This window comes from Allocoprobacillus halotolerans, assembly GCF_024399475.1.
Classification (GTDB): Bacteria; Bacillota_I; Bacilli_A; order Erysipelotrichales; family Coprobacillaceae; genus Allocoprobacillus; species Allocoprobacillus halotolerans.
This window is the reverse complement of sequence record NZ_CP101620.1, coordinates 1277294-1295782: the sequence shown is the minus strand read 5'-3', so window position 1 is coordinate 1295782 and position 18489 is coordinate 1277294. Positions and strand designations below refer to the sequence as shown.

The following is an 18489-nucleotide window of genomic DNA, read 5'->3' as shown; positions in this document are numbered from 1 at the left end:
CGATACGAAACCAATGCTCTCTGGTTTACTCGACAGCAAACCTTAATGACATGTCTTGATGCCATTATATCATACTTACCCTATAAATCCTGTAATCTTCACAACAAACTCTTATAAATTCCAGCAATGATTGAGCGGTCCACTACCATGTCCTAAATCAAGATTTGCTTTTAAAGCACCAGTAATATATGCTTTGGCTTTTTCCACACTTGTTTTTAAATCATAACCTAATGCCAAATGCGATGCAATAGAACTTGATAAAGTACATCCTGTTCCATGCGTATTAGGATTATCTATATGTTCACATTCTAACCAATAAACTTGTCCATCAATCACTAGCAAATCATCAGCTCTTTGTTCAAAATGTCCACCTTTAATCAAAATAGCACCTTGATACCATTGTTGAATTTCTTTAGTAGCCTGAATCATATCTTCCTTGCTTTGAATAGGGTGATTAACCAAAACTTCAGCCTCAGGAATATTTGGAGTAATAATACATGATATAGGAATCAATTCATTTTTCAAAGCTTCTAAAGCACTGTCTGCCAAAAGACGTGAACCACTTGTAGACACCATAACTGGATCTACAACAATATTTTTTGCCTGATATTTTTTTAATTGTTCAACAATCTTATGAATCAATTCTGGCTGAGAAACCATACCAATCTTCACAGCATCGGGATAAATATCTTCAAATACACATTGAAACTGTTCTTCTAAAAATGTGGTGTCACATCCATAATATCCTTTACACCTAATGTGTTTTGCGCAACCAATGCAGTTATAATACTCATCCCATACACCTTATGTGCCATAAATGTTTTTAAATCTGCTTGTGCTCCTGCTCCTCCTGTAGGATCTGTTCCAGCAATTGTTAAAACTGTTTTCATTTAATAACCTCCATTTCATAAAACGTCATAAAATACTGATTGGCAATTTGACATATCTGTTTCCATTCTTTTTGATTGGCTTTATCATAAATAGCCCATGTTTTTAACTTAGCGGTTTTTGCACTTTTTAGGGCATGATAAGCATCTTCAATCACAATACAATCTTCCAAATGATATTTTTCTATTACTTTTTGATAGCTTTGACTATCTGTTTTATCATAACCTATATCCTGACATGAAATAATGTGTTTAATAAATTGATCAATATGTAATCTTTGACATAAATGTTGTGTTAATAAAGAATCATTAGCAGTAAAAATAATAACATCTTGATGTTCTTGATAACATTTTTCTAAAAATTCAATAACACCTGCTTTCAAGGAAACATCTTCATATTCTTTCCATAGTTGTTTGATAAAATCTTTTTGAATATCTTTGATAGTTTTCTCTATTCCATATTCTTTTTGTAGATAGATAGCGGCTTGTGTTAACGACATGGTTTTTAAATCTTCTATAAGATTTGGCTTGATATCTTTGTTTAGACTTTGTAAATAATGGATAGCCAAAACTTCCCAAATATGCATAGAATCAACCAATGTACCATCTAAATCAATAATATATGTTTTCATAACTGTTTGACTAATCTTTTTAAATCTTGCGATGCTTTAACAATATCATCCTGGGCCATAATAGCACTCACAACAGCAACTCCATCAATCCCACTTTGTTGCAATTCTAAAATATTATCTTGTCCAATCCCACCTATCGCAATAACGGGAATATCAACCGATTGACAAATAACTTTTAATGTTTGTATATCCACATGTTTAGCATCATCTTTGGTATGTGTCACAAAAACAGAACCCACACCCAAATAATCTGCTCCATTATCTTGAGCTTTTAAAGCCTGATCAACTGTGCGTACTGACACACCTAATATTTTATCAGATCCAATCATTTTTCTAACAGTTTTAGCGTCCATATCATTTTGTCCTACATGAATGCCATCAGCATCTACTTCTAACATCACATCTATATCATCATTAATAATTAAAGGTATGTGATATTGATGACAAATATTCAAAAGTGTTTTACCTTCGTTGATAAATTCTTCTTGACTCAAATGCTTTTCTCTTAATTGGATGCATGTTACCCCACCTTGAATCGCTTTTTCCACTGCTTCACTTAATGGCTCTTTTAACCAGCGACGATCAGTCACTAAATAAAGAGGCATTGCTTGTTTAATTTCATCTTTCTTCAATCTTCATTCCTTCTTTCAACATACTATCATTAACCATTGATAAATAATCCATTAAATAAACTCTTAAACTGCCTATACCTAAATTCTTATCCATCACTTTTTGTTTAGCCAGTTCTCCACAATATCCCATCAAAGCTGTCACATATGCACATGCTTCTAATGAATAATCATGGTGTGTTGTTAAAAAGGCGGACATGATAGCACTCAACATGCATCCTGTTCCTGTAATTAAAGACATATCTGCGCATCCATTTTTCACAACAAATGCACGCTGATCATTCACAATGACATCAATAGCTCCACTTACAGCAATAATGGCACCTGTTTTCAAACTTAACTGTTGTAACCAAGCAATATTTTTATCTAAATTATCATCAGTGATAGTATCTGCCTCATTGGCATCAACACCCCTTGATAAAGACTGCATATTCATCAAGGCTTTCATTTCAGAAATATTTCCTCTTATCACATCAAAATGAACTTGATTAATTAGCTGTTTAACGGTTTGGTGACGTAACTGACTTGCCCCTATTCCTACTGGATCCAATAAGACGGGATGGTGAAGTTCATTGGCTTTTTTCCTGCTTTTATCATGGAAGGAATCGTGGCTTGATTTAATGTACCAATATTAATCACTAATCCCTGACAAATAGATGTAATATCTTCTACTTCAGCTTCATCATCTGCCATAATTGGACTTCCGCCAACTGCCAATAATGCATTGGCACAATCATTCATTGTTACCTTATTGGTTATACAATGAATCAATGGTTTAACTTGTCTAACTTGTTTCATCATATCTTCAAACATATTTTTCTCCTAACAAAAAGAATATATCATAGGGATATACTCTTACCATCAATCTTCTATCCCTACGTTGGCATTATCCAAATCAGGTATGGTCGAAGTTCACAACTTCCTCTCAGCCTATCTATAAGCTCCCATTTCTTTTATAATCATAACATGGTTATTTTTATACGTCAAAAAAAGATGAAATTATTTTTAAAATAGAAAAAGAACTGAAGCGTTTCAGTTCTCTATCTTCAAAGAATGTTTTATACAGCAAGTATACCGAAGTAATTTAATACAACTCCAACAACAAAACAAGCAATAACAATCACAATTGGGTGAACACCTTTTTTAACAAAATAATACATAATACCAGTTAAACATAATGGAAGTAATGCAGGCATAATTCCATCTAACACTTCTTGTAATACTAATGTTTCATTATAAACGATTGGTGTTGTAATGTTGACTAAAGTTGCACACATACCACCAACAACTATAAGCCCAGCAATTGAACAAGCATACATCACTTTATCCATCAAATTACTTTCTGACATCTGATGAATAACTTCTTGTCCTTTAACATAACCAAGTTTACCACCATACCATGTAATTGGAAAACTTACAGCAAACGAAATTAAGATAGCAATGATTGGTCCTAAAATGGAACCTTTCTGTGCTAAAGAAATACCAATACTCATAGCGATAATTCTAACAGTTCCTTGAAATAATGAATCTCCAATTCCTGATAATGGACCCATTAATGCAGTTTTAACATTTGTAATCATTTCAGGATTAAATGTATCTGGATGTTCAGCATATTCTTCTTCCATAGCAGCTGTTAATCCTAATACGAAAGCTCCACATTGAGGTGTAATATTGAAGAATTCCAAAGCTGCATTATATCTTTCTTTTTTCTTTTCAAGATCTTCTGGGTTTGGATATAAACGATCTAATGTTTTAGAAATACCCCACATAAAAGCCGTATTCATTTGTCGTTCATAATTCCAGTTGGTCTGCATACACCACCCACCCCAAAAGAATTCTTTACATTTCTTTTTTAACGGATAATTTTTTTGTACTTCTAGACCTTGTTTTGACATTTTATAATCCTCCTAACCTTATTAATCATCTAACTCATCTAATTCATCTACTGAACCATTAGCAGTTTGTAATTTTGAATCATTATCATATTTTAATTGATATAAAACTACAGCGAAAATAACAGCAAAAATAGCAATACCAGTTAAACTTATTCCTGAATAAGCAGCTATCGCAAATCCAAGGAAGAAGAAAATCGCATTTTTCTTATTAATCATAACTGAAAGCAACATCGCAAATCCAAAGAATGCTACTAAGTTCGCACCTAAAGTAATTCCATTTAATACAAATTCAGGAATAACATTATTAATAGCGTTAATTAAATCTGCACCAAAGTAAACTGCAATAAATACAGGAATAAAATAACAAATAGCATATAAAGCTGGTCCCCAAAAAATATTAATTGTTTTTGCTCTTTTAAAATTACCTTGAGCCACACAATTATCAATCATATGTGTCATACTAATACGAACAACTGAAGCCCCAGTTTCAATTAAAGTACTTAATAATGTCATAGGTGTTGCGATAGCTAATGCTGCTGAAATATCTGAACCAGTCATAATAACAATAGCACACCCAACAATCGCACCCATGTTCATATCAAAACCTGATGCTCCAATACTCATAAATCCTAAGCTTACCATTTCCATAGAAGCTCCGACTGCTAAACCTGTTTTTAGATCTCCTAAAAACAAACCTACAAGTGTACAGGTAATTAATGGTCTTTCAAAATTTAATCGCCCTAACATTCGTGAATCTAATCTACCAAATACAGCGATTAAACCAATCACAATTGCATTTAATAACATTTATTTTTCCTCCTCATTTATCAAATTTTTAATTCTTCTCTTTTTGTTGAAGGAAGCTGTTGCATAAATATTTTTGTTCCACAATCCATGATTTTCTTTGAATCTTCAACTTCCTCATCATTTAAATAAACAACATCTGAATATAATTTTGATCCTTCTTTTTTAGCGATACCACCATAATTGATTTCTTTAATTTTTGGATATTTTTCTATAAATCTAGCGGCATCTTTTGTACAACCAAAAACAATAAAAATAGTATCTTTAAGTTCTTCAACTTTAGGCATCTTAGACAAAGCTTTTTCCACAGTAAAAATATTCAATTTAACACCCGCTGGTTTAGACATATTTAATGCCATTTTTTGAAATTCATCATTAGCTGCCTTATCATCAATAACAATAATTCTTGATACTGCTAAATAATGTGTCCATGTAAATGCAACTTGTCCATGTACTAATCTATGATCAACTCTTACTGCTTTTATCATTCCATGTCACCTCCTAATTATAAATCATCATCTTCATCAATATTTCCAACTGAACTATTAATATATTTCACACCAAACAATTCTTCTTTTTCCTTCATTTTTAATACATCAGGAGTAATTGATGGTGTTGTTAATAATAAATCTATCAAAAAAGCTAAGTTAACGTTTGTCATCAAATGAAATGGATATGTTCCTAAATATTTCACAAATCCATTATTTACACTTCCACCTAATATATCTGTACAAATAATTAAATCTTTCTTTTCAAAATCATGATTTTCCATGATCTTTATGATTACTTGATCCAAATCAAAATCTGGTGTTGTATAACAACATACTGCTTGAATATCTTCATGCTCTCCCACAATAATATTTAAAGCGCTTACAAATCCATCGGCAAGATAGCCATGTGTGGCTATAATTATCTTTTTACTTTTTTCCATTTCTTCTATTCATTCCTTTCGTGCCAAAATATTCTTATTTTGCTGAAGAAGGTTCATACAACAACATTATTAATAAGTGTATATGACAACAACTCCTCAGTTTCATCGTTGGTATTTTCTCCTTCTTCATAATGGAAAGGAGTTATTCATTAACTTTATTCAATCTTTTCTTTACGCTCATCTGCTTCTATAAATTCATGAAGATAAGCTATTTCACTTGTTGGAATTGTAATGTTATATCTTTTTGAAATAACAAGAAAAGCATCATGTACATATTGAATAAATTTTGAATTATTTGTTTCAAAGTCTTCTAAACCATCAAAATCAGTAATTGCTGTTTTTGTAACTAATCTTTCAATCAGACAACAAACATGTATATATAAACCTATAAGTGTTTTCCCATCAAATTTTCTATGCATATAATCTTGTAAAACATCTATTGCCATACTGACGTTATCTAATAAAACTTTTGGATTTAAAATTGTTAAATATCCTACGACATTGAGTAAAGTAAAATTCTTTCTTAAATTACTAATCAAGTTATCTAATTCTGCAACATCCATATATTTTGATAAACGTTCCATAATAATTTCAATATAATGTCCTGAAATAATATCTTCTAAGGCTACAAATTGTTGACCACTTACATGTGGATTGGCAGTTCCAGTAATAAAGAGAACATTATTATTATTAAAAACTTCATGACTGTTTCCATTAGAAATCAATTGATTGTAATCACATACAACTAAATCAACAGGAATTTGTTTAACTGATAAACTATTTTCAAATAATTCTCGCATTCGCTGTGCTGTTTGAATTCCACTTTCACTTGTAAAGATAATGGCATCCATCTTCTGTCTTTTAACAATTGTATACTTTGCTTTAGAATCAGCACTGACTTTTTCTAAAATCGTTTTCATGTTGTTTTCATTTAGAATAGCATTCCCTGTATTTAAAGCTAATCTTGTTGATACGTTATTAATCACACCAACATTGCAATTGATAGCTGTACTTAAGCTTTTTCCTAATAATTCTAATGAACCCATATCTACCATCACAATAACATCAGCATTACTATGCATACGATTCAAACGTTCTACTAACATTTCTTTAATCTCATCAATTGTTATATCTAAAGGCATGTCTACAGCATCAAATATATAACTTTCTAATAAACTATTTACTGCTTCAGCAATTGAAGTTGCTGCTGAATATCCATGACAAACAATAATACCAAATATCTTTTGATTTTTTCTGACTGTATTATAATGATTCAAATTCATAATCATAATTAATTTAAAGAAATCATCAATATCAGTTTCTAAATTAGAATTAATCAATCTAATCATTTCTTCTACAATCAAAGACTCATTAATACAGTTTTCTTTCAGTCGCATTAAAACATTATCGATATTCAAATGATTTTTCTGTTGCCATTTATATATTGAAGAATGATAAAGCTCATTAATATACATAAGTTTCGCAAATGTATAACTAAATCCACTTGGTAAATTCATATAACGCTTTTTGAGAACTGTATCAAAAATATGGGACAATGAAATTTCAATACCTTTAATGCGATCAGGAGCAATTCTTTGTTTATAAGACAAGAAATCACTTAATAAATCAAAATGATGTTTCGCATCTTTTAAAGATTCTTCAAAATCTTGTTCTTTAAAAATGTTTTTAAAATCGTACTAAAGTAATCAAGAATAAAATCAATTTGTTCACTTTTCTTATATGACGTTGTATCAATATAAATAATATCTTCATCTGTCACAATAGGAAGTGTTCTAAGTAAGTATTCAGGTAAATGATATGTATGAATAACAACTTCTTGGACACCCCTGTTTTCTTTTAAAGCTGAAGCACACATAATTTGTATCGCTGATTGTAAACCAATTAAGTTTTGTGGATAATCACCATTTACCAATGCTCTTAAAACACTACTGCTTACCTTGATGACTTTATTCATCTTTTTTCCTTCATTAACCATCAAATGAATAATAAGCTCTTCCACTTCTTCTTTACTTTTTTCTTTTAATAAAGGTAATGAAATAATCACAGGAATGTTTTTCACAAGACGATCAATCATAAAATGATGAGGATGAATATCAGATAGAATGATATATCTTATATTCTTATGAATATATTTTAACTTTTTAGCACTTCTATCTTTATCCATTTCAATAAGATGACATAGCTTTTCTTGAAAGCTTTCTGACATATACTGTGCACCAGCTAATATCAAAACGATATCATCATAATGATCTATAATCCCTTTCTTTGTATTATCACCAAAGATTTTTACTGAAACTTGATCACTATTCGTAGGTGTAAATTCAATTTTGAAAACTTTTGCTTTTTCACTGATTTTACCTCTTCTTGCAGCGTTTTCGTAAATGATTTGACTAAGCGTTCTTTTTCCAGTTCCTTTATCCCCATATAAAACAACCGGCAAACCACTTGGTGGATACTCAAATGCTTCTCTTAATTGTTTAATAGGTTCAGCTAGAGATTTATCATATCCAATAATTTGAGAATAATCTCCATCTCCTACTGAATGTTCATTAATATATTGCTTAACTTCCTCTAAATCATAAAAGTCATCATCTTGAAAGACTAAATGAAATAATTCTTCCATTTTTTGTCGATGTAGAAAATAAACTGGTCGAGAATTAATTTTCATGACTTGTTTTTCTTTCACAAGTTCATTAAGATATTGGCTTGCTAAACTACGACTAATATGCATTTCTTTTGCAATAGATGAAGCTGTAAAATGATTGACTTGAGTAAAATCAAAATTCTGTGTTAAATCACTCATATAATTTAAAATGATACTTTTCGTACTCCCTGTCATATTTACTCACCCTCTCTTGCAAAATAACTTTTTTTATACATTTAAATATACACTAATTTGCTTTTTAGATGATTTAGTGTCGAAAAATTAAACATTATCTTTTCTGTGTTTACACATCATTTTATAGAAAGTGAGGTTCAAATAAATCCTCACTTTCTACTAAAAATTCATTTTAATATTTATATTTCCACATATATTTTCTCTTGCTTAATGGATGATCTCTCATATCAGCTAATAACTGATTAAATACGCTTAATAATGCAGTGTGGAAATCATAATCATAGTATTCACTGACTTCACCTAATTCTTTAGATCCATATTTTTCCAAATCTACAACTGTATGATGATGATTGTATTGATCCAAGAATTGAATAGCTCTATCATCAAGTGGTTGTGTTTTTCCAGTTGATTTTAAAAGTAAGAATGCTGTATCTGGATCAGTGATTTCAAATGGACCATGGAAGTATTCTCCAGTATGAATAACAGCTGAATTAATCCATTGCATTTCCATTAAAATACAAATTGTTTCTTGTTGTGCAGCTGACCATGCAGTCCCACTTCCCATTGTATAAATAATTGAATTATCTTTATAATTTACTGAGAATTTGATAGCTTCTGGAACAATAGCTTTTTGAGCAGCTGGTACAATATCATTCATCTTATTCATTGCATCTACCATAGCTTCATATGGCCCACTATTTTCTACTTGATGTAAAGTTTCATAAGCAATTTTTAAGATATAAGCAGATTTTCCAACTTCAAATGGAACACCTTCACCATCTTCAAAAACGATTGTATAATCTGAAACTTCATGAATACCATTATCTCCTTCTTCATGAGTTAACCCAATAACAGTTGCTCCTTTTGCTTTTGCGACACGTCCTGCTTCTACTGTTTCAGCAGTATTTCCTCCTCTAGAAGCAATCACAACAATAGAATTTTCACCAATACATGCTGGTGTATCATGAACAAATTCATTTGCTGAAGTATAGCTTGTTGTTATTCCTTTAGCTTCTCTTTGTACATAATAATATGCAGCATAGAAACATGCTAAAGATCCTCCAACACCGGCAAAACTTAAATTTTTAATTTCTTTTTGTGAAATAATTTCTTCAATTGTTTTTTTGACATCAAACATTTCTATATCCTCCTTTTTGATGTTCTTGTTCTTTACATGTCCACTATAACAAAATCATCAAAAAGACATATTGAGTGTTGATATATTTGACTATGATAAGTTACTTTTGTTATTGAATTTGTACTTTTTGACATACTTCGACACTTTTTCTTTATATTTTTTATTAATTATCACACAGTTATTTTTTATATAAGCTATTTTGTGTTGAAAAACAAATAAAGAGTGTTTAAAAAATAAAAATAATGTCGAATGAACAACACAACAACATCTTTGTATTTTAATAGATTATAATCATAAAAAAGGAGGCTATTTTAATATGTTAAATATAAAAAAAGGAACAAAACAACAATTATCAATTCAACCCCATGTTGACAATTATCATATTCCCACAACAATTATTCATGGTGCACACGATGGTCCTTGTCTACTTATAACTGCAGGTATCCACAGTGGTGAATATCCTGGCATTCCCGCTACCATCAATGTCGCCAAAAAGATTGATCCTAAAGATGTACATGGAAAAATCATTATCTTTCATTGTGTAAACGTCAATGGCTTTTGGGCAAAAACCAGTGCTGTTTTACCTGAAGATCAAGGCAATCTCAATCAAGTATATCCCGGTGATCCTCATGGAAGTGAAAGTATGCGTATTGCTGATTTCTTTGTTCGAGAGGTCTTTCCACATGTTGACTTTATATTAGATATACATAGTGGTGGTGGTCGTGAAAATCTAACGCCCTGTTTATTTTTTCCACATTGCAAACAAGTGAGAGAACAATCTTTAGCGGTACCGCTAAACATTTCAATGTTCCATACTTTATTGAGTCCTTTGCGACAACGGGAGAATATAGTTATGCTGCCAATTATCTTCATATACCAGGGATTCTCTTAGAAAGAGGATATGGTCAACAGTGTTATCCTCAATGGATTCAAGAAGATGAAAATGATATATTTTCACTCCTTGAGTATCTTCACATTTATTCTTATCCACATTTATCTCAAACAAAAATTCAAGACCAAAAGATTTTCACAAAAACCATTTACCTCACTTCTCCATGTGTTGGATTATGGTATCCATTAGTAGAAACGCATCAAATAATTCTCAAAGGACAAAAAATAGGATATATTGAAGATTTTTATGGGCATATCATTCAAGAATTTGTTGCGAAAGAAGATGGTATAGTTTTCTATTATACAAGTGGACTTCCTTTAAAAAAGAAACAGCTTTAATTGCTTATGGGGTATTATCATCCATCATTAAATGAAAAGAAATAAGCATTTTACTTATTTCTTTTCATTTTTTTGTTTGTATATAGTTTTTAAATTGTGAGAATCTTGGATGAGTATTCCATGTTTGTAATTCTTCACTCACTTGATAAGCAATGATTTGAAAAACAGGTAATATATAAAGTGGCATCAAAAGCGGTTCAGTCATTTCAAATGGTATTCTGATTGCATGATCATCATCAATATCAGGACTGTTTGTAATAGCATAAACATGAGGTGTTACACTATTTATAGCCTGATAAATTTGAATAAGACGTTGACTTCCCTTTAAACAACCATCTATACACCAAACTGTATAACGAGGAGTTAATTGAAGATTAAATCCATGCACAAATTCTTCGGCTTCATAAGCCATGCATGGCATTTTGATTGTTTCTGCCATTTTTAATGCACCTTCTAAAGCAATACCATAACTTTGCATAAATCCAATCAAAAATGATATATCCATAGATGTCATTTCACATTGATGCTTTTGATAAAAATCTTTCGTTTGTTTTTGCATGATTTGATGACGAGAAGGAATAGCTTTGAGTTCTTCAATGATTGCTTGATAATCTTTTTGATTCGTCAATCCTTTCTTTAAGCTTACTTCTAAAGCAAACAACATCAAATATTGTGATAAAACAGTGATTCCTTTTGTGACATAACCAACTTTTTCAATTCCCATTGAATAATCTATAACTCTATCTCCATATTCTTTTAAAGGAGAATCAATACATCCTGTTAATCCAACAGCTTGTTTTTTCATATCTTTTAATAATTTTAATGCTTGTATACAATTTGTTGAACGTCCACTTTGTGATATAACAACAACAAAATCTTTATCTGTCATTTGATGTTCACTATATACAAATGTCATTGGTGAAATGACTTTAACATCACAATGAAGATACTTCATTAAAAATGGTTTGGCACATTGTGCCCCATTAAAACTTGAACCACAGGCAATCAACCAAATGCTGTTATAATCATTTTGTAAATATAATTGAACCAGTTCTTGAGTTATCTCTTGAATATGGTAAACATTCCATTCTAATTGATAAGGTGTTTCTTTAATATAAGTAAGCATTGTTGGTTCTTGGTTATTAATCATTTCATCTTTTAATAAATCAATAACATCCAATAACGAGGAAACAATAGCCATCGTTTCTTGTTTTTGTTTATCTTGAGGCATAGCCAAATCAGGTATCATAACACAAGGAATATGCGCACGATAAGCAGCTTCTACACCTACATATGAATCTTCTAAAACCATTGCTTCTTGAGGTAAAACATGAAAATGTTCAATGACTTTTTGATAGATTTCAGGATGTGGTTTTCTTAATTGAACTTCATCACCACACAATATATAATCAAAATAATCTAATAGATGAAGTCTTGATAAGCGTTCATATGTTGTTGTTTTTATAGTCGCTGTCGCAACAGCAATTGATATAGATTGACTCTTTAAAAATTCCAATAACTCAACCAATCCTTTTTTTATATCAATCCTCTCATCTAAAAGTTGACTACCATATGCTCTAACTTCTTTTAATATCTCTAATGGATTTTCATAATCCTTTAAATCTTCATAAATAATCGCTTCAACTTCTGCACCATTTCTCCCTACACATTTTAAAAATGTCTTTTTCCCAAGATCAGGAATTCCATATTGTTCACCTTTTATTTGCCAAGCTTCCTGCCATCTGGCTTCTGTATCTAACATTAATCCATCTACATCAAATATAACTAATTTTGGTAACATATCTTTTCACCTTCTCATTATTCCATAACATAAGTTGTTAAATTAACTATCCACTTTCCTTTTTGATAACGTTTCATACCTAAATACACACGTATAATTTGTTCTAATTGACAAATCAGAAAAACCAATGCAATGCTTTGAATATGAAAAACATGAACACTTATAAATGCCAAAGGAATACCTACACTCCACATCAATCCACTATCAAGCAATGTTAAAACCTTTGAATCTCCACCAGCACGTAAAGATGAAAAAACAATCACAATAAAGAAACGCAAGGCAATACGCAAAGCAAAAACCTTAACAATAAGAACCGCTTCTTTGATTACTTGTTCATTTGTCAAATCAAATATATTGACTAACATTTGTGAAGAACAATAAATAAATATTAAAAAAATACTGACATAATAGCTGATAAACTCATCAAATAATCGCCTTCTTCTTTTGCCTTATGTCCATTTCCACTACCTAGTGAAACACCAATAATCGCTGCCACAGCATTGGAAAAACCATTCGCAAAAGCGTAGAATAAGTTTGATATTTTTTCACCAACATAATATGCATCCATTGACTGTGTTCCCAAAGCACCAAAAGCCTTAATAAATAATGTTGATCCAAATCCAAAGAACAATTCATTAACCACAATAGATAGTGTTTTTTGTAAGATTGGTCTAACAAATCTCATCTTAAGAGTAAACATTTCTTTCATTGTTCCAATAAAGGGTTGGTGAGTACTACACGCAAATACAATATGAATACATAATGCTATCATCTGTGCTAGACATGTTCCAAGGGCTGCTCCTTGAATACCTAAAGCAGGAAAACCATAAAGTCCAAAAATAAAGACATAATTTGCGACAATATTTATAAGCATAGCGACTATACCAACTATTAATGGAACTTTAGGTTTATTAATATTACGATATGTTAGATTAAAAACAAAACTTAATGCTAAAGGAAAATAAGAATATTTCGCAATATTAAGATATAAAAGTCCATTTGCTATTACTTTTGAATCATTAATATAAAATCTTAAAATATTTTCACCAAAAAAGGTTGCAATAAAAAACCATATTGCTCCAGAAATAACAGCTAAAACAACACTCAATCCAAACGATTTCTTTAAGTTTTTATAATCTCTTGCACCAAAAAACTGAACTGAGAAAATACCAACTCCTGTGGCACATGCCCACGATACTGAAGTACATAGTGTTTCAATTTGAACTGCTGTTCCAACCGCTGTCACCTGTCCAATCCATGAAACCATTAAAGAATCAATAATTCCCATACAACTAGATATGAGTTGTTGAAAACCTAATGGTATAGCCATAGAAAAAACACGTCTATAAAATATTTGTGGTCCAATATACTTTTTTAATTTCATTAGCATTCACACATCACCCCTTTCAGCCATATTTTATAAAATACAAAATGAAAAGAAATGTTGTGTTTAAACAATCATCACTTTTTTTATGCTTTAAACACTCAAATGAAACTATTTTCTACATTTTTAACACAAAAAAAGACCATTAGTCATATAAAACTAACAGTCCTATTTTTTCATCTTTATCACATAAACAACTTCATCCTCTGTTTCTGAAATATCAACAGTCGTTTCTACTCCAGCCTGTTGTACCATTAATGCTGCCTGATCCAATGTATTCATCGCAATCTTAAGATTCTGTGAGATACTTTTAGTCTTAGGCTTTGGTTTTTTTGGTTCTGTTTTCTTCTTGATTTTTTCTTCTGTCTGCTCAACATTTAATCCTTTATCCATGATTTCTCTTAACATATTATTTTGTTTTGCAGTTGTATCTAATTTCAATAAAGCTCTGGCATGACGTTCTGTAATATCTTTTCTTCTGACCGCTTCTTGAACAGTCATTGGTAATTGTAATAATCTTAATTTATTGGCAATTGTTGATTGTTTCTTCCCCACTTTTTGTGCCAATTCTTCTTGAGTTATATTTTGTGTATCTAAGATTTGTTGATAAGCTAAAGCTTCTTCAATCGCTGATAAATTTTCTCTTTGAATATTTTCTACAATAGCGGCTGTGGCAGTCTGGTGTTCGTCATAATTTTGTATAAGACATGGCACTTCCTCAATTCCCGCTAAAAGGCAAGCACGATAACGTCTTTCCCCCACAACAATCTGATATTTTCCTTGATAGGGTCTTACAACAATCGGTTGTAATAAACCATTTTGTTGAATGGATACGGCTAATTCCTGAATCTTTTCTTTTTCAAAATGTGTTCTTGGCTGATGTCCGTTTGCTTCAATTTTATGAATATCTATAAATTTATATTTTGGTTCTTTCACAAAATCCACTCCTTATAATCCGTTCCTTATTATAACATCTTTATCCAAAAAACAAAAGAAATCAATCATACAAAAAACAATTATCAACAAGTTTTTCTCATCACTTATTGATAACTGTTTATTTTTAATCAATTAAATTTAAATAACGGAAAGCATTATATAATCCATCATCATTGACATCGGTTGTAATATAATCAGCAGCAGCTTTAATTTCTTCGCCACCATTACCCATTGCAACATTATAATCACAACATTCAAACATTGATAAATCAATTTTAGCATCACCAAATGAAATCGTATCTTTTTGATCAGCACCTAAATAGTCTAATAACACTTCAATCGCATGTCTTTTAGTAATACCAGCAGGTCCTAAATCACCATATAATGCCACTTCTCCTTTACCTCCCCAAGTATTAGCAATCAAGTGTGGGAATTCTTTTGAGAATCTAAGTGATCTTGATAGCTGCTTAAAATAAAACTAATTTTATTGACATCATCACGATATAAATCTTCACCTTGTAAATGAATAAATCCATCTATAAAACGTTTTGATGATTCTTTCGCTTTTGTTAAATCTGCACCTTTACCTTGAGCATATTTAACCATGACTTCAGGACCTTGTTCATACATATAATCATTACAATACATACCGCTATTAGCCTCTAAATAAAAACCTAAATGTCTTTCATTACACCAATCCACAATATGTTTAACATCTTCTTTAGATAATCCCTGATGCATAACCACATGTCCATGGTCTTCGACATAAGCACCATTACCACCAATCATACCATCTAATTCACACAAATTTCTTTGTTCAATTTCAGCTTTTGAACATCCTGTACAAATATAAACCTTATGCCCATTCGCACGTGCCTGATCGACAGCTTTAGCCGCTGAAGCTGGCAACTTTGCCTCATAATCAATCAATGTTCCATCAACATCTAAAAATACAATCTTACTCATAATTTCTCTCCTTTATTTCTATTGTTTTCATTATAACATGCTGTTATTGAACTTTCACTTCTCCTGATAAAACTTTTTGATAATCTTCATAGTTCTTTTGTAATAATGTTGGAGTATCTAATTCATATGGACATTTGCTTGAACATAATCCACAATGTAAACAATTCTCAATTTTCTTCATTTCAGCTTGCATTTCAGGTGTTAACCAGCTCTTTGATGGAGCACGTCTTAACATTAATGACATACGCGCACATTGATTAATCATAATACCTGCAGGACAAGGCATACAATATCCACATCCTCGGCAAAAATCTCCTGATAACTCTGTTTTTTCTTTTTCAATAAAAGCTTTCATTTCATCATCAAGAACTGGTGTATTTTGCATATAAGATAACCATTCATCTAATTCACTTTCTTTTTGAATTCCCCAAATAGGTAAAACATGATCAAATTGACTCATATATGCCATAGCTAATCGAGATTGATTAATTAACCCTCCAGCTAAACCTTTCATCGCAATAAATCCGATATTAGCTGCTTGACATTTTTCTACAAGTTCCAATTCTTTTTTGATGATAAATAACTAAATGGAAACTGAAGTGTTTCATATAACTTTGAATCAACTGCATCTAAAGCGACTTGAAGCTGATGAGCAGTAATCCCAATATGTCTAATCTTTCCTTGTTTTTTTGCTTCTAACATACATTCATACATTCCTGTACCATCATCAGGTGCATAAACTTGTGAAGCACAATGAAACTGATAAATATCAATATAATCAGTTTGCAATAATGTTAATGATTGATCCAATTGTTTCCAAAATTCTTCTGGTGTTGTTGCCATTGTTTTGGTTGCAATATAATAGCTCTCTCTTGGATAAATATGCAAAGCTTCACCCACTTTTTCCTCACTGTCACTATAAGCTCTAGCAGTATCAAAAAACGCATACCTCCATCATAAGCTTTTCTTAAAATTTTAACGCCTTCTTCTTTTGAAACTCTTTGCACTGGTAAAGCTCCAAAAGCATTTTGCACAACTTGAATCCCTGTACTCCCTAAAATAATTTCCTTCATACTCCTAACCTCTTTTCCTGCTTTTATTGTAACACAATCTATTTCCTTTTGAAAGTCTGATATTTTGAACTTGATGACAATAAGGACATTTGACATGACAATGATTAACATAATGACTTATATTACCCATTACTTGAAAAAATGAAGGTTTCCATTTTTGATGACAATTTTGTGATAAAAACTCCTTCCCACTATAAAACGTATCAAACAAAACAAAATACAAATAAAGATTAATCCTAATACAATCATTTTCATCATCTCCATCTTAAATCTTTTTTAAATTTCTTACGTGATGGATTTCCCTCCACACGATATATATTTTGATTTTTCACATCATAAACAACTGACCAAATCGTATCAGCGCCTATTTTTCGATCATATTGACACATAAACCCATATTTTCCTGATAAAATATCTTGAATTAATGAAAGAGAGATGTTTTTATTTTGATTCAATGCGTGATAAGCATTTTGGTACCTTTGATGAGAATACCAATCATCGATATGAGGATGATGGGGTATCTTTTCAAAATGATTCGTTGCGACTAAAAAAGAAGAATCAAATGCCTCCGTGATTTCTACATGGTGTGGACAACATTCCACCACCGCAATATGTCCTGAAGCATCGACGAAAGTTAAAGTTTGATAAGAAGCAATTGGTACTGTTTTGATAAATTTTAGACATTCTTTGACACTCTGGCACTTTTCTAAACAATATCTCACTAAAAAGCCTGCATTGAACCCTGGCTTTTTGATACTTGGATAAACAAATGTCATTCCCATTGCTAAACCTTTTTCATTCATACCATCTTCTATTTCTACAAAAGCAGTCGTATTGCCACAAAAAGATAAACAATCATCTAAAGCATACAAACAATTCATACATAACTTTTCTAATGATACAAGAAAATCACTATTACGTCCTAGTAGTATATTTTGTTGATCAACACAAGCCAGACATGTACAATGGAGATTCACTTCAAAGCAATACATGCTCAGTAAAAAAATCAATAAATCTTCATAAGAACTTTGTTGACCATCTGCAATTCCTTTAATTTCATCTAATATTTCAGGATAATATTTTTGATAGATGGGTATACATTTTTCTACAAATAGCTGTTTTTCTTTTGTGATTTGAAAAGTCGGTTTTTCACAAATCATTTGTCCATGTTTTTTCAACATTTGTCCATAATGAAACCCAGCATCATAATGAGTATTTTTTAATCTGATATGATACATCTTTTTCACTTCCTTATTCAATTTTGAACAAGTAAAGCTTTACTTAACTTTATGATAAAACTGATAAATTTTTATGTCAATGAAT

The 18489-nt window shown here is 31.0% G+C and carries 20 protein-coding genes, 2 pseudogenes and 1 riboswitch; of the genes and pseudogenes, 1 reads left to right on the top strand and 21 read right to left on the bottom strand.

Features of this window, described 5'->3' with window-relative positions:
* Positions 1-111 precede the first annotated feature (111 nt).
* The 11 genes and pseudogenes from thiD to NMU03_RS07710 all read right to left on the bottom strand — a co-directional run bounded on the left by thiD (position 112) and on the right by NMU03_RS07710 (position 9776).
* Positions 112-815, bottom strand: a pseudogene (thiD, locus tag NMU03_RS07760) (bifunctional hydroxymethylpyrimidine kinase/phosphomethylpyrimidine kinase).
* Between the two features lie 71 nt (positions 816-886).
* Positions 887-1519 carry an HAD family hydrolase gene (locus NMU03_RS07755; RefSeq protein WP_290142060.1) on the bottom strand — a complete coding sequence of 211 codons (633 nt, stop codon included), beginning with the start codon at positions 1517-1519 and terminating at the stop codon, positions 887-889.
* Positions 1516-2151 (bottom strand): thiamine phosphate synthase, encoded by a 636-nt coding sequence (gene thiE, locus NMU03_RS07750; protein WP_290142058.1) that lies wholly within the window; start codon positions 2149-2151, stop codon positions 1516-1518. Before thiE ends, NMU03_RS07755 begins: the two co-directional genes overlap by 4 nt.
* A pseudogene (thiM, locus tag NMU03_RS07745) lies at positions 2138-2889 on the bottom strand (hydroxyethylthiazole kinase). Before thiM ends, thiE begins: the two are co-directional and overlap by 14 nt.
* Positions 2890-3003: 114 nt before the next feature.
* Positions 3004-3106, bottom strand: a riboswitch (TPP riboswitch).
* Positions 3107-3206: 100 nt separating this feature from the next.
* Complete coding sequence (locus tag NMU03_RS07740) at positions 3207-4043, bottom strand: PTS system mannose/fructose/sorbose family transporter subunit IID (RefSeq protein WP_290142057.1); 837 nt, start codon at positions 4041-4043, stop codon at positions 3207-3209.
* Between the two features lie 21 nt (positions 4044-4064).
* Entirely contained in the window at positions 4065-4850 is a 786-nt protein-coding gene (locus NMU03_RS07735) for a PTS mannose/fructose/sorbose/N-acetylgalactosamine transporter subunit IIC (RefSeq protein WP_290142055.1), read from the bottom strand.
* A 20-nt stretch (positions 4851-4870) separates the two neighbouring features.
* Positions 4871-5335 (bottom strand): PTS sugar transporter subunit IIB, encoded by a 465-nt coding sequence (locus NMU03_RS07730; protein ID WP_290142053.1) that lies wholly within the window; start codon positions 5333-5335, stop codon positions 4871-4873.
* Positions 5336-5352: 17 nt separating this feature from the next.
* Complete coding sequence (locus NMU03_RS07725; protein WP_290142052.1) at positions 5353-5778, bottom strand: PTS sugar transporter subunit IIA; 426 nt, start codon at positions 5776-5778, stop codon at positions 5353-5355.
* A 155-nt stretch (positions 5779-5933) separates the two neighbouring features.
* The gene (locus NMU03_RS07720) at positions 5934-7388 is read right to left on the bottom strand and encodes a PRD domain-containing protein (protein ID WP_290142051.1); all 1455 of its coding nucleotides are present in this window, start codon (positions 7386-7388) and stop codon (positions 5934-5936) included.
* Between the two features lie 38 nt (positions 7389-7426).
* Positions 7427-8638, bottom strand: a complete 1212-nt coding sequence (locus NMU03_RS07715; RefSeq protein WP_290142050.1) for a sigma 54-interacting transcriptional regulator — start codon at positions 8636-8638, stop codon at positions 7427-7429.
* A 172-nt stretch (positions 8639-8810) separates the two neighbouring features.
* Positions 8811-9776 (bottom strand): SIS domain-containing protein, encoded by a 966-nt coding sequence (locus NMU03_RS07710; protein WP_290142049.1) that lies wholly within the window; start codon positions 9774-9776, stop codon positions 8811-8813.
* Between the two features lie 316 nt (positions 9777-10092).
* On the opposite strand from NMU03_RS07710, the gene NMU03_RS07705 reads away from it, so the two are divergent.
* A complete protein-coding gene (locus NMU03_RS07705) occupies positions 10093-10668 on the top strand; it encodes a M14 family metallopeptidase (protein WP_290142048.1) in 576 nt (191 codons plus the stop codon).
* 402 nt (positions 10669-11070) lie between these two features.
* Here the strand turns inward: NMU03_RS07705 and NMU03_RS07700 are convergent, their stop codons facing one another.
* The 10 genes from NMU03_RS07700 to NMU03_RS07660 form a co-directional block, all read right to left on the bottom strand.
* Entirely contained in the window at positions 11071-12807 is a 1737-nt protein-coding gene (locus NMU03_RS07700; RefSeq protein WP_290142047.1) for an HAD-IA family hydrolase, read from the bottom strand.
* Positions 12808-12824: 17 nt separating this feature from the next.
* On the bottom strand, positions 12825-13172 hold the full coding sequence (locus tag NMU03_RS07695) for an MATE family efflux transporter (RefSeq protein ID WP_290142046.1): 348 nt from the start codon (positions 13170-13172) through the stop codon (positions 12825-12827).
* Between the two features lie 23 nt (positions 13173-13195).
* The gene (locus tag NMU03_RS07690; protein ID WP_290142045.1) at positions 13196-14197 is read right to left on the bottom strand and encodes an MATE family efflux transporter; all 1002 of its coding nucleotides are present in this window, start codon (positions 14195-14197) and stop codon (positions 13196-13198) included.
* Between the two features lie 162 nt (positions 14198-14359).
* Complete coding sequence (locus NMU03_RS07685) at positions 14360-15127, bottom strand: ParB/RepB/Spo0J family partition protein (RefSeq protein WP_290142044.1); 768 nt, start codon at positions 15125-15127, stop codon at positions 14360-14362.
* Between the two features lie 124 nt (positions 15128-15251).
* Positions 15252-15518, bottom strand: a complete 267-nt coding sequence (locus NMU03_RS17640; protein ID WP_353956668.1) for an HAD hydrolase family protein — start codon at positions 15516-15518, stop codon at positions 15252-15254.
* Positions 15519-15547: 29 nt separating this feature from the next.
* A complete protein-coding gene (locus NMU03_RS17635) occupies positions 15548-16093 on the bottom strand; it encodes an HAD hydrolase family protein (RefSeq protein WP_353956667.1) in 546 nt (181 codons plus the stop codon).
* A gap of 43 nt (positions 16094-16136) precedes the next feature.
* Entirely contained in the window at positions 16137-16655 is a 519-nt protein-coding gene (locus NMU03_RS07675) for a 4Fe-4S dicluster domain-containing protein (RefSeq protein ID WP_290142043.1), read from the bottom strand.
* On the bottom strand, positions 16643-16993 hold the full coding sequence (locus tag NMU03_RS07670; RefSeq protein WP_290142042.1) for an aldo/keto reductase: 351 nt from the start codon (positions 16991-16993) through the stop codon (positions 16643-16645). Before NMU03_RS07670 ends, NMU03_RS07675 begins: the two co-directional genes overlap by 13 nt.
* On the bottom strand, positions 16888-17166 hold the full coding sequence (locus NMU03_RS07665) for a hypothetical protein (protein ID WP_290142041.1): 279 nt from the start codon (positions 17164-17166) through the stop codon (positions 16888-16890). The genes NMU03_RS07670 and NMU03_RS07665 overlap by 106 nt, the downstream gene beginning before the upstream one ends.
* A 254-nt stretch (positions 17167-17420) precedes the next feature.
* Positions 17421-18404: a C45 family autoproteolytic acyltransferase/hydrolase gene (locus NMU03_RS07660; protein WP_290142040.1), complete on the bottom strand. Its 984-nt coding sequence runs from the start codon at positions 18402-18404 to the stop codon at positions 17421-17423.
* Positions 18405-18489 lie beyond the last annotated feature (85 nt).

Excerpts from the sequence above, each read along its gene's own strand:
- NMU03_RS07755 (WP_290142060.1), bottom strand. The coding sequence starts at position 1,519 with ATGAAAACATATATTATTGATTTAGATGGTACATTGGTTGATTCTATG.
- NMU03_RS07740 (WP_290142057.1), bottom strand. The coding sequence starts at position 4,043 with ATGTCAAAACAAGGTCTAGAAGTACAAAAAAATTATCCGTTAAAAAAG.
- NMU03_RS07735 (WP_290142055.1), bottom strand. The coding sequence starts at position 4,850 with ATGTTATTAAATGCAATTGTGATTGGTTTAATCGCTGTATTTGGTAGA.
- NMU03_RS07730 (WP_290142053.1), bottom strand. The coding sequence starts at position 5,335 with ATGATAAAAGCAGTAAGAGTTGATCATAGATTAGTACATGGACAAGTT.
- NMU03_RS07725 (WP_290142052.1), bottom strand. The coding sequence starts at position 5,778 with ATGGAAAAAAGTAAAAAGATAATTATAGCCACACATGGCTATCTTGCC.
- NMU03_RS07715 (WP_290142050.1), bottom strand. The coding sequence starts at position 8,638 with ATGACAGGGAGTACGAAAAGTATCATTTTAAATTATATGAGTGATTTA.
- NMU03_RS07710 (WP_290142049.1), bottom strand. The coding sequence starts at position 9,776 with ATGTTTGATGTCAAAAAAACAATTGAAGAAATTATTTCACAAAAAGAA.
- NMU03_RS07705 (WP_290142048.1), top strand. The coding sequence starts at position 10,093 with ATGTTAAATATAAAAAAAGGAACAAAACAACAATTATCAATTCAACCC.
- NMU03_RS07700 (WP_290142047.1), bottom strand. The coding sequence starts at position 12,807 with ATGTTACCAAAATTAGTTATATTTGATGTAGATGGATTAATGTTAGAT.
- NMU03_RS07695 (WP_290142046.1), bottom strand. The coding sequence starts at position 13,172 with ATGTTAGTCAATATATTTGATTTGACAAATGAACAAGTAATCAAAGAA.
- NMU03_RS07690 (WP_290142045.1), bottom strand. The coding sequence starts at position 14,197 with ATGCTAATGAAATTAAAAAAGTATATTGGACCACAAATATTTTATAGA.
- NMU03_RS17635 (WP_353956667.1), bottom strand. The coding sequence starts at position 16,093 with ATGAGTAAGATTGTATTTTTAGATGTTGATGGAACATTGATTGATTAT.
- NMU03_RS07665 (WP_290142041.1), bottom strand. The coding sequence starts at position 17,166 with ATGAAGGAAATTATTTTAGGGAGTACAGGGATTCAAGTTGTGCAAAAT.
- NMU03_RS07660 (WP_290142040.1), bottom strand. The coding sequence starts at position 18,404 with ATGTATCATATCAGATTAAAAAATACTCATTATGATGCTGGGTTTCAT.